At 64.3% G+C, this 14,808-nt stretch carries 13 protein-coding genes; 4 read left to right on the top strand and 9 right to left on the bottom strand.

Annotation, left to right across the window (positions count from 1 at the left end; genetic code table 11):
* The first annotated feature begins 4 nt into the window (after positions 1-4).
* From tal to pgl, 4 genes are read left to right on the top strand one after another with little or no spacing between them, the layout of a single operon-like run.
* On the top strand, positions 5-1,129 hold the full coding sequence (gene tal, locus BFN03_RS07495; protein WP_070380703.1) for a transaldolase: 1,125 nt from the start codon (positions 5-7) through the stop codon (positions 1,127-1,129).
* Between the two features lie 14 nt (positions 1,130-1,143).
* Positions 1,144-2,676 carry a glucose-6-phosphate dehydrogenase gene (gene zwf / locus BFN03_RS07490; RefSeq protein ID WP_070378493.1) on the top strand — a complete coding sequence of 511 codons (1,533 nt, stop codon included), beginning with the start codon at positions 1,144-1,146 and terminating at the stop codon, positions 2,674-2,676.
* Positions 2,677-3,588, top strand: a complete 912-nt coding sequence (gene opcA, locus BFN03_RS07485; protein WP_070378492.1) for a glucose-6-phosphate dehydrogenase assembly protein OpcA — start codon at positions 2,677-2,679, stop codon at positions 3,586-3,588. It abuts the gene before it with no gap.
* Positions 3,581-4,321, top strand: coding sequence for a 6-phosphogluconolactonase (gene pgl / locus BFN03_RS07480; protein WP_070378491.1), 741 nt, complete (start codon positions 3,581-3,583; stop codon positions 4,319-4,321). Before opcA ends, pgl begins: the two co-directional genes overlap by 8 nt.
* Positions 4,322-4,859: 538 nt before the next feature.
* Here the strand turns inward: pgl and BFN03_RS07475 are convergent.
* From BFN03_RS07475 to gap, 9 genes are all read right to left on the bottom strand, one after another.
* Positions 4,860-5,948, bottom strand: a complete 1,089-nt coding sequence (locus BFN03_RS07475) for a beta-propeller fold lactonase family protein (protein ID WP_232320459.1) — start codon at positions 5,946-5,948, stop codon at positions 4,860-4,862.
* A gap of 348 nt (positions 5,949-6,296) precedes the next feature.
* Positions 6,297-7,391 carry a beta-propeller fold lactonase family protein gene (locus tag BFN03_RS07470; protein WP_198163422.1) on the bottom strand — a complete coding sequence of 365 codons (1,095 nt, stop codon included), beginning with the start codon at positions 7,389-7,391 and terminating at the stop codon, positions 6,297-6,299.
* A gap of 144 nt (positions 7,392-7,535) precedes the next feature.
* Positions 7,536-7,739, bottom strand: a complete 204-nt coding sequence (locus BFN03_RS07465) for a hypothetical protein (RefSeq protein WP_070378488.1) — start codon at positions 7,737-7,739, stop codon at positions 7,536-7,538.
* A gap of 126 nt (positions 7,740-7,865) precedes the next feature.
* On the bottom strand, positions 7,866-8,246 hold the full coding sequence (locus tag BFN03_RS07460; protein ID WP_070378487.1) for a hypothetical protein: 381 nt from the start codon (positions 8,244-8,246) through the stop codon (positions 7,866-7,868).
* Between the two features lie 279 nt (positions 8,247-8,525).
* Positions 8,526-11,282 carry a phosphoenolpyruvate carboxylase gene (gene ppc, locus BFN03_RS07455; protein ID WP_070378486.1) on the bottom strand — a complete coding sequence of 919 codons (2,757 nt, stop codon included), beginning with the start codon at positions 11,280-11,282 and terminating at the stop codon, positions 8,526-8,528.
* A 46-nt stretch (positions 11,283-11,328) separates the two neighbouring features.
* Positions 11,329-11,562, bottom strand: a complete 234-nt coding sequence (gene secG / locus BFN03_RS07450; RefSeq protein WP_070378485.1) for a preprotein translocase subunit SecG — start codon at positions 11,560-11,562, stop codon at positions 11,329-11,331.
* Between the two features lie 89 nt (positions 11,563-11,651).
* The gene (tpiA, locus tag BFN03_RS07445; protein WP_269748459.1) at positions 11,652-12,464 is read right to left on the bottom strand and encodes a triose-phosphate isomerase; all 813 of its coding nucleotides are present in this window, start codon (positions 12,462-12,464) and stop codon (positions 11,652-11,654) included.
* Between the two features lie 3 nt (positions 12,465-12,467).
* Entirely contained in the window at positions 12,468-13,691 is a 1,224-nt protein-coding gene (locus BFN03_RS07440; protein WP_070378484.1) for a phosphoglycerate kinase, read from the bottom strand.
* A gap of 17 nt (positions 13,692-13,708) precedes the next feature.
* Positions 13,709-14,728 (bottom strand): type I glyceraldehyde-3-phosphate dehydrogenase, encoded by a 1,020-nt coding sequence (gap, locus tag BFN03_RS07435; RefSeq protein WP_070378483.1) that lies wholly within the window; start codon positions 14,726-14,728, stop codon positions 13,709-13,711.
* Positions 14,729-14,808 lie beyond the last annotated feature (80 nt).

Here is a 14,808-nt window from a genome sequence, read left to right as displayed (position 1 = left end):
CGTCATGACGCAGAACCCCAATCTCCAGAAACTGTCCGACGCCGGCGTCTCCGTGTGGCTGGACGACCTCTCGCGTGACCGCATCGAATCGGGCAACCTCGCCGAACTCGTTTCCACCAAGAGCGTCGTCGGCGTCACCACCAACCCGTCGATCTTCCAGGCCGCTCTGAGCAAGGGCCACGTCTACGACGCGCAGGTCAACGAACTCGCCGAACGTGGTGCGGACGCCTCGGCCACCGTCCGCACGGTGACCACCGACGACGTACGTGCCGCCTGCGATGTCCTGACTCCACAGTATGAGGCCAGTCATGGCGTCGACGGTCGGGTCTCGATCGAGGTCGATCCGCGCCTGGCCCACGACACGGACAAGACGGTCGCGCAGGCGATCGAGCTCTGGAAGATCGTCGATCGACCCAACCTGTTCATCAAGATTCCCGCAACCGAGGCCGGCATCCCCGCGATCGCCAAGGTGCTCGGTGAGGGCGTCAGCGTCAACGTGACCCTGATCTTCTCCGTCGAACGGTACGAGAAGGTCATGGGCGCCTACCTCGACGGCCTCGAAACCGCGCGGTCTGCAGGCCACGACCTGTCCCGCATCCATTCGGTGGCCTCGTTCTTCGTATCCCGTGTGGACACCGAGATCGACAACCGGCTCACAGCTATCGGAACATCCGAGGCGCTCGCCCTGCGTGGCAAGGCAGGACTGGCGAACGCGCGTTTGGCGTACGCCGCATACCAGCGCGTATTCGAGGTGGAGGCACAGTTCCAGGGCCTCCGCGACAACGGTGCCCGCCCGCAGCGACCGCTGTGGGCGTCGACCGGCGTCAAGAACCCCGACTACCCCGACACGATGTACGTCACCGAGTTGGTTGCACCGAACACGGTCAACACGATGCCGGAGAAGACGATGGATGCCGTCGCCGATCATGGCGAGATCCGCGGCGACACCGTCACCGGTACCGCCGTCGCCTCCCAGAAGGTCTTCGACGACCTGACCACCGTCGGTATTGACCTCACCGACGTGTTCCGGGTCCTCGAGGACGAGGGTGTCGAGAAGTTCGAGACGTCGTGGAACGAGCTCCTGGACGCCACTGCGGAACAGCTGCGCGTGGCGACGCAGAAGAGCTGACCGTGAAAGAACCCATGGCGCCGGAAGAATGGGTCAACCCACTCCGCGACGGTAGGGACAAGCGGCTGCCGCGCATCGCTGGACCGTGTTCCCTGGTGATCTTCGGGGTCACCGGGGACCTCGCCCGGAAGAAGTTGATGCCCGCTATCTATGACCTGGCTAATCGCGGACTACTGCCGCCAGGGTTCGCTCTTGTCGGGTTTGCCCGCAGGGACTGGGCCGCCGAGGACTTCGGCAAGGTGGTTCACGACGCCGTTCGCGAGTACTCCCGCACCCCGTTCCGGGAGGAGGTGTGGGCCCATCTCTCGAAGGGTCTGCGGTTCGTCGAGGGCACTTTCGATAATCCCGATTCCTTCGACAAGCTCTCATCCACACTGGAAGAACTCGACCGCGAGCGCGGCACCGGCGGGAATCACGGGTTTTATCTGGCGATTCCACCGGCCGCGTTCCCGGTGGTCCTCAAGCAGCTGTCGGAGGCGGGCCTCGCGCAGGCACAGGACGGCCAATGGCGGCGCGTCGTCATCGAAAAGCCGTTCGGGCACGACCTCGACAGTGCGCGGCAGCTCAACGCGGTGGTGAACGAGGTGTTCCCGGAGGACACGGTCTTCCGGATCGACCACTATCTCGGCAAGGAGACGGTTCAGAACATCCTGGCGCTCCGGTTCGCGAACCAGTTGTTCGACCCCATCTGGAACTCGCACTATGTCGACCACATCCAGATCACCATGGCAGAAGACATCGGGCTCGGTGGTCGAGCCGGATACTACGACGGCATCGGCGCCGCCCGTGACGTCATACAGAACCACCTTCTGCAGCTACTCGCCTTCACCGCGATGGAGGAGCCGATCTCCTTCGAACCCTGCGAGCTTCAGGCAGAGAAGATCAAAGTCCTCTCAGCGACACGACTTGCCGAGCCCCTCGACGAAACCACCGCACGTGGCCAGTACGCGGGCGGATGGCAGGGTTCACAACCCGTCGTAGGCCTGTTGGAAGAGGACGGATTCGCAGCCGACTCGACCACCGAGACATTTGCTGCGATAACCCTCGAGGTGGACACACGTCGTTGGGCAGGCGTGCCGTTCTACTTGCGGAGTGGGAAACGCCTCGGACGTCGGGTCACCGAGATCGCGGTCGTCTTCAAGCGTGCACCGCACCTTCCGTTCGACCAGACGATGACCGATGAGTTGGGGCAGAACGCTCTGGTGATTCGTGTGCAGCCGGACGAAGGCGTCACAATGCGGTTCGGCTCGAAAGTGCCCGGTTCGAGCATGGAAGTTCGTGACGTCAACATGGACTTCAGCTACGGGCTGGCGTTCACCGAGTCTTCACCCGAGGCGTACGAACGGTTGATCCTCGACATGCTGCTCGGGGAGCCCTCATTGTTCCCCGTGAACGCCGAGGTGGAATTGTCGTGGGAGATTCTGGACCCGGTACTCGACTACTGGGCCGCGGGCGGCGCACCCGAACCGTACGAGGCGGGAACATGGGGTCCGCCGTCGGCAGACGAGATGATGCGTCGCACCGGTCGAGAATGGAGAAGGCCGTAGATGATCATCGATATTCCTTCGACCACCACGGAAGCGGTCAACAAGAAGTTGATCGACGTCCGCAAGACCGGCGGTGTGGTAACGCTGGGCCGTGTCCTCACTTTGGTCGTGTGCACCCGCGATGGTGACAACACCGAACACGTCATCGACGCCGCCAACGAGGCGAGCCGTGAACATCCGTGTCGCGTGATAGTGATCGCGCGAGGCCCGCGGGAGGCCGCGGCGCGCCTGGACGCCCAGATACGAGTGGGTGGCGACGCCGGGGCCTCCGAAGTCGTCGTTCTGCGACTATACGGAGACCTCGCCGATCACGAGAGCAGCGTCGTGGTGCCGTTTCTGCTCCCGGATACTCCGGTGGTCGTGTGGTGGCCTGAGGAAGCGCCCCCGATCCCCGCGCAGCACCCGGTCGGCAAACTGGCGATCCGCCGCATCACCGACGCCACCGACCGCGAAAACCCCTTGGCCGAGATCAAGAGTCGGCTCGACTCGTACACCGCGGGCGACACCGACTTGGCATGGAGCCGTGTCACTTATTGGCGAGCGCTTCTCACGTCGGCTCTCGATCAACCGCCGCACCTGCCAATCGAGTCGGCGATCGTCTCGGGTCTCGCCGAGGAGCCCGCAGTCGACATGATCGCGGGCTGGTTGGCGAGCCGTCTCGACGCCCCGGTCGCACGCCACGCGGGGTTGCTGTACGTGCAGCTGAACTTTGTGGGTGGGGGGACGCTGACGATCAGTCGACCCCAGACCGAAATCACCGCCACATTGCGTCGCACCGGACACCCGGACGCCCTCATCGCACTCGGCCGCCGGGAGACCCGCGACTGCCTGGCCGAGGAGCTGCGCCGACTGGATCCGGACGAAGCCTACGAGGCAGCTCTGGCCGGTCTGACGAAGGTGACCTATGAGTGAGATTCATCTGGAAGTGCATTCGGATACCGCCGCGCTGGTAGCCGCGGCCGCGGCTCTGTTCGTCGAGACTGTCGTGAGGGCGCAGCAGGAACGCGGCTCGGCATCCGTCGCCCTCACTGGCGGTGGGACCGGCATCGGCCTTCTTGAAAAGGTCTGCGAGAACCCTGGGGCGATCGACTGGCGCGCGCTTGACATCTGGTGGGGCGACGAACGGTATTTGCCCACAGGCGATCCCGAGCGCAATGAGGTGCAGGCTCGTGCAGCCCTGCTCGATCATGTCGACATCGATACCGCACGGGTGCATCCCATGGCTGCGTCTGACGGCGAGTTTGCCGACGCCCACGCGGCGGCGGTCGCGTACGAAGAGGAGTTGGCGGCTCACGCGAAGGGTGGGCAGGTTCCAGTCTTCGATGTTCATCTGCTCGGCATGGGTGGTGAGGGGCATGTCAACTCACTCTTCCCCGATACCGACGCTGTGCGGGAGGAACACCGGTATGTCGTCGCGGTGACCGACTCCCCCAAACCACCGCCGGTGCGGATCACCCTGACACTGCCTGCCATCCAACAGGCGAACGAGGTGTGGTTGGTGGTGTCGGGAGATGCGAAGGCCGAGGCCGTGGCAGCGGCAGTCGGGGGCGCTTCCCCAGTCGATATCCCCGCCTCCGGAGCTCGGGGTCGTACAGTCACTCGCTGGCTACTCGACTCTGCCGCCGCATCGCAGCTACCGAAGTGACACCGTTATCGATCGGGACCCTCCTCTTCCTCACTAGGTAGCACGGCAGGGGTTTGTGAGTCCCGGTCGATCGGCAATCTAGTCACCGGGCAGTCGATGACGATTCCACCCGACCGCCGCAGGCCGGCACCCACCCTCCGCCGTGCTCCGATTCCACCGCGCCAATATCCCGGATTGCTTGCGCAATGACTCATTTCGCCCCTCGCTCGAAGTTCGCCGGAAACGCCTCGACTCTCGATCGGTGTGACCAAGTACTTGTTTTGACGTAGGAGCGACCGATTCGGTTCCCATCGCTTGCAAAAACGTTTGTAGCGCGAGGAAGTCGGCACGAGACAGTCGTGCCGTGACTTTTACACAAGTGAAAAAGGGCTACCACAAACCCGATGCAACTGGAGACTCCCGGACATCGGCTGTACCGCCGGTACAGATTGCAGCGGTGGGTAATTCAAGAGCACATTGAACTGGAACGCAGGTCCGGCGAACCTCGTGACGCCGCCTCGTGTAGGGGTGGCGTCACGCGGCCCTGACAGTGGGGATGTCAGCTGAACGTGCTGCCCGTCCCCGAACCGCTGCCCGTCAGTGAACCGAAATCGACGCACAGCGATCCGAGACACCTATCAATGGCAATCACCGACACCGTATCGTCGTTCTGGTTGGTGACGTAGACGCGGGATCCGCCCGGGGACACCGCCACCCCGATTGGGAAGTCCCCGACCGTAATGGTGTCGACGACCGCTTTGGTCAAGGTGTTGATCACCGACACCGTGCCGTCGCCCTGGTTGGTGACGTAGACCCGGAATCCGTTCGGAGACACCGCCACCCCGGACGGACCGGACCCGACCGGGATGGTGTCGACCACCGTTTTGGTCAACGCGTTGATCACCGACACCGTAGTGTCACCGGCAACGGTCACGTAAACGCGGAACCCGAGTGGCGACACCGCCACCGCGGACGGGGCCACCCCGACCGCAATGGCGTCGACCACCGTGTTCGTACTGGTGTCGATCACATCCACCGTGCCGTCGGTCTGGTTGGTGACGTAGACGCGGGATCCGTCCGGAGACACCGCCACCCCGAACGAGAGGGCCCCGATCGTAATGGTGTCGACCACCGAATTCGAGGACGTGTCGATCACATCCACCGTGCCGTTGGCGAGATCGGTGACATAGACGCGGGACCCGTCCGGGGACACCGCCACCCCGAAGGGCGCCGTCCCGACCGGGATGGTGTCGAACACCGTGTTCGTGCCGGTTTCAATCACATCCACCGTGCTGTCGCTGGTGTTGGTGACGTAGACGCGGGACCCGTCCGGAGACACCACCACCCTGGACGGACCGGCCCCGACCGGGATGGTGTCGACCACGGTGTTCGTGCCGGTGTCGACTACGGATACAGTGCCGCCGCTGTTGTTGGCGACGTAGGCGCGGGACCCGTCCGGGGACACCGCCACACCGTCCGGGCGGACCCCGACCGGGATCGTTTCGATGACGGTGTCCGCCGCCGCGGCGCCCGCCCCTACCCCGGCCGTACCCAGCACCATCGCCGACACCGCTGCCACACCCAACACCAGACGCGTCGCGCGCCCCCCGATAGTGCCGCGCTGTCGTAGACCACTGAACCAATTCACGTTTCTCTCCCACCTAGAAGAACAAAACGGACGGGTCGTGTAGTGACGCAAACCGGGCGGCCAGCCCCGGACACCAGCCGAATAGAGGTTAACAACCACAAACCCCGCGCAACCGGAGGCTCGCCAAAGGCACTCACAACACCAGTTGACAGCCGGGTTGAGTACTCAGAGCGTCCATCACGGTTCGCCGCACACGAGAAACGCCGCATGGGAATCGGCTATACCCCAGACTGGTTGCATCGGTGGGTGATTCGAAACCACGGTGGACTACACGTGCAGGCCGACGAACCGAGTGATGCCGCGCTCGTATCAGGGTTGTGGCATCACTCGGTCACTGCAATACAGGTATCAGCTGAAGGTGCTACCCGCCCCCGAACCGCTGCCGGTCAACGAGCCGAAGTCGATACACAACGATCCGAGACACGTCTCGACGGCGATCACTGACACCGTGTCGTCCAGACGGTTGGTGACGTAGACGCGGGACCCGTCAGGGGTGACCGCCACCCCCAACGGTCCGCCGCCCACCGTGACGGTGTCGATCACCGTGTTCGTGCCGGTGTCGATCACCGACACCGTGTTGTCAACACCGTTGGCGACGTAGACACGGGATCCGTCCGGGGTCACCGCCACACCAGTTGGGGAGTTCCCTACCGTAACGGTATCGACGACCGTGTTCGAGCCGGTGTCGATCACCGACACCGTGCCGTCGGACAGATTCGCGACGTACACACGGGATCCATCCGGGGTGACCGCCACACCCCGGGGGAGATTCCCGACCGTAACCGAATCGTCGACGGTGTTGCCTGCGGTCTCGATCACGTCGACGTCGCCATCGCTGTTGTTGGCGACGTAGACGTGGGATCCGTCCGGGGTGACCGCCAAGTCGTTCGGGGCGTCCCCCACAATGACGGTCGCGTCCACCATGTTTGTGCCGGTGTCGATCACTGACACCGAGTCGCTGCCACTGTTGGCGACGTAGATGTAGGATCCGTCCGAGCTTGCCGCCACCCCGGAAGGACCAGACCCGACCGGGACAGTATCGTCGACGGTGTTGCCAGCGGTCTCGATCACATCTACCGCGCCTGCACCAGCCTTCGCGACGTAGACGTGGGATCCGTCCGGGGTCACGGCCACCCCGACCGGCAAGGACCCTGCCCCGAGCGGAACGGTGGTTAGCTCCGTGTTCGTGGAGGTATCTATCACCGACACCGAATTGTCCGAGAAGTTGGCGACGTAGGCGCGGGACCCGTCCGGGGTGATAGCCACCCCCTGTGGGGAGTCCCCTACATCGATGGTGGCGATGACGGTGTCCGCGGCAGCAGCCCCCGCCCCAATCCCGGCCATCCCCAGCACCATCGCCGAAACGGCTGCCAACCCGAGCACCAGACGCCGGACAGGCGCCCGGACCGCGGAGAACCTGCGGAAACTACTGTGGTGATTCACATTTCTCTCCTGACTCAGAAGAACAAAACGGATCAACCGTGCAGTGGGCAACCTGAGCATCGGATCAGCACAGCAGCCCAGGAGAGGTTAACAACCGAGTCGATGCCCCAACCCCAAAACTGCCAAATTGTCACACCAGAACCATCAACCACAACTGCCCCAGTCTTGTGGGGCGAAGCCGTCCGTCGTCGGGTTGAGCTCGGCCGGAGTGGACGGCTGCTCCTCCGGCAACAGCCGCAAGCTATCGAACCACGCCGAGCGCGGAGCCTTGGACGCCAGGAGGTAGCCGGCACGGAAGAGGGGGCCGTCGACCTCGGTGACCGTGCCCTGGCGGTGATGTCCGCCCAATCACGGAACCGCACCTGCTCGCCGATCTCGGGCGTATAGACCTCCGGCACGGCCCGGAGACGCTGGGGATACATCGACTTCTCGATCACCGCATAGTGATCCGGCTTGAAGCCGACATTCGCACCTTCACGCGCGACCGGGCGACCTGGACGATCGTGCCGACCCGATATGCTGGACTGCCGAGCACTTACCCGCGTGTATCGGCCACGTCGAGTGCTTGCGGGGATTCACTCCGACAGCCCGCAGCGCGGTAGCTTCCTCGATGGACAGGTCGTCCACGGTGGCGCGGCGGGCCAGTTCCTGCGCGGCTTCGAAAGCGATGTCCGCGACGAGCTCGAAGTCCGCACCCCGGAAGTGGGTCTTGCCGGACTCGAGCTTGCGCTGGACTCTGTCGGTTTGCAGCAGTTCCCGGTGTTCCTCCTCGAGGCGGCGAGACTCCTTTCCGGCCTGGTTCTGGGCACTCCGCACCGCCTTGTCGGAGAGCAGTCCGGACAACCACGGCGGCACCTGCTCGGTGCCACCGCTCGGCGCGATTGTCGCTCAGGGGTCTCCGAATCCGTTCGCTCGCATGGCCGCGGCCACGTCGGCGACTCGTAGCCCCAACCTATTCGCCACCGCAGGCGGGCAAAGCGCGTAGTCGGCGCGCCGCCGTTGTCGGCGCCTTGTTGCCCGTCTTCCTGGTGTTTGCCGTGGGGTCGTCGTCCATGGAGTTACCCTCCCAGAACGAGACTGGCTTCCTCCCCGATTTCTCAGCCTCGGTGGCAAGCACCCGGGAGTTCTGGGTCGCTACCCGCTGTTGCGCAGTGCGGTGGCGAGCCCGTTCATCGTGAGTTGAATGCCGCGACGGGTCTGGTCGCTGTCGTCCCCGCTGCGGTACCGGCGCAGCAACTCAACTTGCAGATGGTTGAGCGGCTCGAGGTAGGGAAAGCGGTTGTGCAGTGACCGTTCGAGCCCTGGATTATCGGCGAACAGCGTGTCGTTGCCGGTGATCGTCTTGTACATTCGGATGGTGCGCGCGTGTTCGTCGGCGATCTTGCCGAACACCCTGCCCCGCAGTTCCTCGTCCGGCACCAGTTCCGCATACCTGGCAGCGAGACCCATGTCCGACTTGGCCATCACCATCGCCATGTTGGACAGCACAGTCCTGAAGAACGGCCAGGTCTGGTACAGCCGCGACAGGGTTGCCACGTTGCCGGGGTCACGGGCCGTCCACTGTTCGAGCGCCGTACCGGTGCCGTACCAACCGGGCAGCATCACGCGCGACTGACTCCAGGAGAGCACCCAGGGAATCGCCCGCAGATCCGAGATCTCCTTCGTCTGTTTGCGCGATGCGGGCCTGCTCCCGATGTTCAGCGATCCGATCTCGGCGACCGGGGTCGACATCTCGAAGTACTGCACGAAACCCGGTGTCTCATGCACTAGTTCGCTGTATGCGCGGCGCGCCAACGTAGCCAGTTCATCGAGGATGGCGTATGCGGGTTCGGCGTCGTCGCCGAGGCCCTCGACGTCGAGCAGAGTGGCCTCGAGCGTCGCCGCAAGCAATGTCTCCAGGTTGCGTTGCGCGAGAGGCGGTTCCGCGTACTTGGCAGCGATGACCTCGCCCTGCTCGGTGATACGCAGCGAGCCCGACACAGCGCCGGGCGGTTGCGCCAGAATGGCGTCATAGCTGGGACCACCACCCCGGCCGACCGTTCCGCCGCGACCGTGAAACAGTCGCAACCTGATTCCCGTCTTGCGAGCCGTCTCCACCAGGTCCAACTCGGCTCGATACAACGCCCAGTTCGCGGCAAGGTAGCCGCCGTCCTTGTTGGAATCGGAGTACCCGAGCATCACTTCCTGAGAATCGCCGCGCGACGCCACCAGAGCCCGATAGACGGGTACCTGGAGGGTCGCCTCGAGAGTGGCCGCTCCCTGCTGAAGGTCTTCGATCGTCTCGAACAGCGGCACGATTCCGACCGGGCACGACGGTGACTCGCCGCTGCCCGGGTCGAACAAGCCGGCCTCCTTCAGGAGAATCGCGGCCTCGAGCATGTCGCTGACCGAGGTACACATACTGATGATGTAGTTGGGTACCGCGTTCGCACCGATGCTGCGGACAGCGTCCGCGGCCGCGGCGAGAATTGCGAGCTCCTTCGCGGTCAGTTCGCTGAACTCGGCTTTCGCCGTAGTCAACGGTCGGCGCGACGACAACTCCGCCGACAGCAGTTCGATTCGCTCGTCCTCCGACAGTGACCGGTAGTCTTCGTGCACGCCGGCCCAGGCCAACATCTCCGCAACGACCGTCTCGTGGACCTCCGAGTTCTGCCGCATGTCGAGGCCCGACAGGTGGAAACCGAACACCTCGACCGAATCCCGGAGGGCAGCGAGGCCGTCGTCGGCGATCGCGGCGTCGCCGCTACACCGCAGGGACTCGTCGACGATGCCGAGTTCGTCGAGCATCTCCCGTGGCGTCTCATACGGCTCGAGCCCGCTGTCGAGGCCACCATCGGGAATCTCGCCGAGGATGCGCTCGGCGGTGGCCGTGAGCCGTCCGCGGATTCCACGGATCGCCCTCCGATACGGCTCGTCCACGCGGGACGGGGAATCATCACGTGCCGCGGCCGCGAGCAGATCGAGGGCGGGGGTGACCTCCACGAGCCGAGCCGACATCGACAGTTCCTTCTCGAGATTCACCAGTTGCCCGAGATGGTGTTCGATCGCCGCCTCGGCGGCGCGTGTCGTGGCGTGACGCACGACTTCGGCGGTGACATAAGGGTTGCCGTCCCTGTCGCCACCGATCCACGATCCGGGACGCAGAATCGGCTCGCGAAGGAGGCCGGCATCTGGCCAACGCGCCCGTAGAGCATGGCGGAGTTCGGCATTGATCTTCGGTACCACCTCGAACAGGGCGGCGTCGTAGTACCGCAAGCCCACTCCGATCTCGTCCTGGATCCGCAGCCGGGACAACCTGATCAACGCGGTCTGCCACAGGGTGAGGATCTGACGACCGAGCCGAACCTCGACGTCGGCGGTCTCGGATGCGGTGAGTGCGGTCCGCTCCCGATACCGCATCAAGTCGGTGATCCGCGTCTGGGTCTCGAATACGGTGCGACGACGCGTCTCGGTGGGATGTGCCGTGATGACCGGCGACACCAGGGCCCCATCCAATGCGGCCGCGACCAACGCGCTGTCGAGATGCGCGGCGTCGAGTTTGGCGTAGGTGGCGGCCAGGGTGCTGTCGGGGGCAGGCTCGCCCGCTGCCACGTGGACGGCGCGCCGACGCTCGCGATGGATGTCTTCGGCCAGATTCGCGAGGAGCGCGAAATGGCTGAAAGCCCGGATCACCGGAATGGCATCCTCGCTGGACACCCGCGCGAACATCTCCGCAAGATCTGTGCGGTCGATCTCGGAGCGGCGGACCCGGAACGATTCGACCCGGGCCTGCTCTACGAGGTCGAAGACCCTGTCGCCAGCCTGCTCCCGCACGATCTGACCGAGGATGCCGCCCAGCAATCGAATATCTTCACGGAGCGGTTCGGTGGCCTCGCGCGGGGTTTCGATCATTCATCCAGTATCGGCCCGCAGCGGCCTGCCCGCATGATGGGGACGATCAGCCGAACTTGATCTCCAGGCCGATACCGATGATCGCGATCACCCAGATGAGGGCTGTGAAGACGGTGAGCCGGTCGAGGTTCTTCTCGACAACCGTCGAACCGGAAAGGCTCGACTGAACGCCGCCGCCGAACAAGCTGGACAGACCACCGCCCTTGGCGCGGTGCAGCAGCACCAGCAGGACCAGCAGCAAGCTGGTGATAACCAGCAAGATATCCAGGAACAGTGCCATGTCTGTCTACGTCCACCCGTCCAGTAGAAACAACAACAACCCCTACACCCTACAGGCGCCGTCTGCGCCTGTAGGGCAGTGGCCCCGCCTCAGGGCAGCGGTCCGCCTGCCGCGATGGCGGACAGGGTGGCGAACTCGTCCGCCTTCAGCGAAGCACCTCCCACGAGCGCCCCGTCCACATCCGCCTGTCCGACGATCTCGCCGACATTCTTGGCATTGACGCTGCCGCCGTACAGCACACGAACGGTGGAAGCGACCGTCGGGGACGCCAAATCCCCCAACGCGGTCCGAACCGCCGCGCACACTTCCTGCGCATCCGCTGCGCTCGCGACGCGACCGGTTCCGATCGCCCATACCGGCTCGTACGCGATGACGACCCTGGAGACTTCCTCGGCCGACAGTCCGGCGAGCGAGCCGCGCAACTGTTCGACGTTGTAGGACACGTGCTCGCCGGCCTCCCGGATCTCGAGCCCCTCGCCAATGCACACGATCGGCGTCAGCCCGTTCTTCAACGCGGCCTTGGTCTTCGCTTGCACCGTGGCGTTGTCCTCACCGTGCAGGGTCCGACGCTCGGAATGTCCGACGACGACGAAGGTGCATCCCAGCTTGGCCAGCATCGATCCGCTGATCTCACCGGTGAACGCACCCGCGTCCTGGGCCGAGACGTCCTGCGCACCATAGGTGAGCAGGAGTTTGTCTCCCTCGACAAGGGTCTGCACGCTGCGGATGTCCGTGAACGGCGGGATCACCGTCACATCGACCCGCTCGAAGTACTTCTCCGGGAGGGAGAAGGCGATCTTCTGAACCAGCGCGATGGCCTCGAGATGGTTCAGGTTCATCTTCCAGTTGCCGGCGATCAGCGGCTTACGCTTCTGATGGGCCGAAGCGGCGGGAGATGTCAATGTTCAGCCCTCCAGAACCGAGATGCCGGGAAGTTGCTTACCTTCCAGGTATTCGAGAGATGCACCGCCGCCGGTGGATATGTGGGAGAACCCGTCCTCGGGCAGACCGAGCAGTCGGACCGCCGCGGCCGAGTCGCCGCCGCCGACGACACTGAACGCGCCCTTGCCGGTTGCTTCGATGATCGCCTCGGCGACACCCTTGGTACCCGACGAAAACTTCTCGAACTCGAACACACCCATCGGGCCGTTCCAGAACACCGTCTTGGCACCTGCCAGGATCGCTGCGAAGCGATTCACCGACTTCGGTCCGATGTCCAGACCCATCCAGCCGTCGGGAATGTCGAGCACCGACACGGTCTTCGACTCGGCATCGGCGGCGAACGAATCGGCGATCACCACATCTTGCGGGATGTGAATGACGTCGGCGTACCGTTCCAGCAACCCCTTGCACGTCTCGATCATCGGCTCTTCACACAACGAGTCGCCGACCGAAAGCCCCTGCGCTGCCAGGAAGGTGTAGAACATGCCGCCGCCGATGACCAGGGTGTCGACCTTCGGGGCGAGCGCCTCGATAACGGCGAGCTTGTCCGAGACCTTGGAGCCGCCCAACACGACGGCGTAGGGCCGGTCTGGTCCCGCGCCGTCCGCGCCGCCGAGCTTTCCGAGCACCTCGACTTCGGCCGCGACGAGCGTCCCCGCGTAGTGCGGAAGAAGCTTCGCGACGTCGTAGACGGATGCCTGCTCGCGGTGCACGACGCCGAACCCGTCCGACACGAATGCGCCGTCGTCACCGACGAGTTCGACCAGTGCCTCGGCGAGCTTGGTGCGCTCGGCCTCGTCCTTGCTGGTCTCGCGGGGGTCGAAGCGAATGTTCTCCAGCAGGAGTACGTCGCCGTCGGTCAACCCCTCCGACCTCGCCAAGGCGTCCTGTCCGACGACATCGCCGGCGAGCTGGACGTTGCGTCCGAGCATCTCGGAGAGTTTCGCCGCAACCGGGGCGAGGGAGAATTCCGGGTCGGGCGCCCCCTTGGGGCGACCCAAGTGAGCCGTCACAACAACCTTGGCGCCCGCCTCCGCCAACGTCTTCAGCGTCGGAACAGACGCGACAATGCGTCCGGGATCGGTGATCTCGCCACCGTCGAGCGGAACGTTGAGGTCGCAGCGAACAAGCACGCCACGTCCCTCCACTCCGACGCCTAGCAGATCCTGGAGAGTCTGAACTGGCACAGTTACCGGACCTTCGCTCAGAGAGACTTGGCGACGAGACCGATGAGGTCTGCGAGACGGTTGGAGTAACCCCACTCGTTGTCGTACCAGGACACGATCTTGGCCTGATCCTCGATGACCTTCGTGAGTCCCGCATCGAAGATGGACGAGTGCGGGTCCGTCACGATGTCCGAGGACACGAGCGGAGCATCCGAGTACTTCAAGATGCCCGCGAGCGGCCCCTCTGCGGCGGCCTTCATCGCGGCGTTGATGTCCTCGACAGACGCCGTCTTGCGCAGGTTGGCGGTCAGGTCCGTGACCGAACCCGTCGGGATCGGCACCCGAAGCGCGTAGCCGTCCAGCTTGCCGAGCAGCTGCGGAAGCACCAGGCCGATCGCCTTTGCCGCACCGGTGCCGGTGGGCACCACGTTGAGAGCGGCGGCACGGGCGCGGCGCAGGTCGCTGTGCGGTCCGTCCTGCAGATTCTGGTCCTGCGTGTAGGCATGCACCGTGGTCATGAGGCCCTTGACGATGCCGAACTCGTCGTCGAGCACCTTGGCGATCGGGCCGAGACAGTTGGTGGTGCAAGAGGCATTCGAGATGATGTTCTGGCTGCCGTCGTACTTGTCGTCGTTGACGCCCATCACGATGGTGATGTCTTCACCCTTGGCCGGGGCGGAAATGATGACCTTCTTGGCTCCGGCGGACAAGTGCCCCTTCGCCTTGGTGGCGTCGGTGAAGATTCCGGTCGACTCGACGACGACGTCGACGCCGAGATCGCCCCAGGGAAGCGCGGCGGGGCCCTCCTTGATCGCGAGAGCCTTGATCTTCTGATCACCGACAACGATGGTGTCTTCGCCCTCGAGCGACACGTCGTGGGGAAGACGGCCCAGGATCGAGTCGTACTTCAGCAGATGCGCCAGCGAAGCGTTGTCCGTGAGGTCGTTGACCGCCACAATCTCGATGTCGGTAGTTCCGAGCGCCTTCTGCGCATCCACCGCCCTGAAGAAGTTACGTCCAATGCGGCCGAAACCGTTTACGCCTACCCGGACAGTCACAATCTGCTCCTTTGCGCATGTTTCTGGTTGTGCATCTCTGCTCCCGCACCATGACACTCGCGTCATTCACGATTCATGCG

The organism is Rhodococcus sp. WMMA185, from assembly GCF_001767395.1.
Taxonomy (GTDB): Bacteria; Actinomycetota; Actinomycetes; order Mycobacteriales; family Mycobacteriaceae; genus Rhodococcus_F.
This window is presented reverse-complemented; position numbering and strand designations above follow the sequence as displayed.

Bases quoted from the DNA above. Each gene is read 5' to 3' on its own strand.
- secG (WP_070378485.1), bottom strand. From the start codon at position 11,562: ATGGCACTGTTCCTGGATATCTTGCTGGTTATCACCAGCTTGCTGCTG.
- tal (WP_070380703.1), top strand. From the start codon at position 5: ATGACGCAGAACCCCAATCTCCAGAAACTGTCCGACGCCGGCGTCTCC.
- opcA (WP_070378492.1), top strand. From the start codon at position 2,677: ATGATCATCGATATTCCTTCGACCACCACGGAAGCGGTCAACAAGAAG.
- zwf (WP_070378493.1), top strand. From the start codon at position 1,144: ATGGCGCCGGAAGAATGGGTCAACCCACTCCGCGACGGTAGGGACAAG.
- pgl (WP_070378491.1), top strand. From the start codon at position 3,581: ATGAGTGAGATTCATCTGGAAGTGCATTCGGATACCGCCGCGCTGGTA.
- ppc (WP_070378486.1), bottom strand. From the start codon at position 11,282: ATGATCGAAACCCCGCGCGAGGCCACCGAACCGCTCCGTGAAGATATT.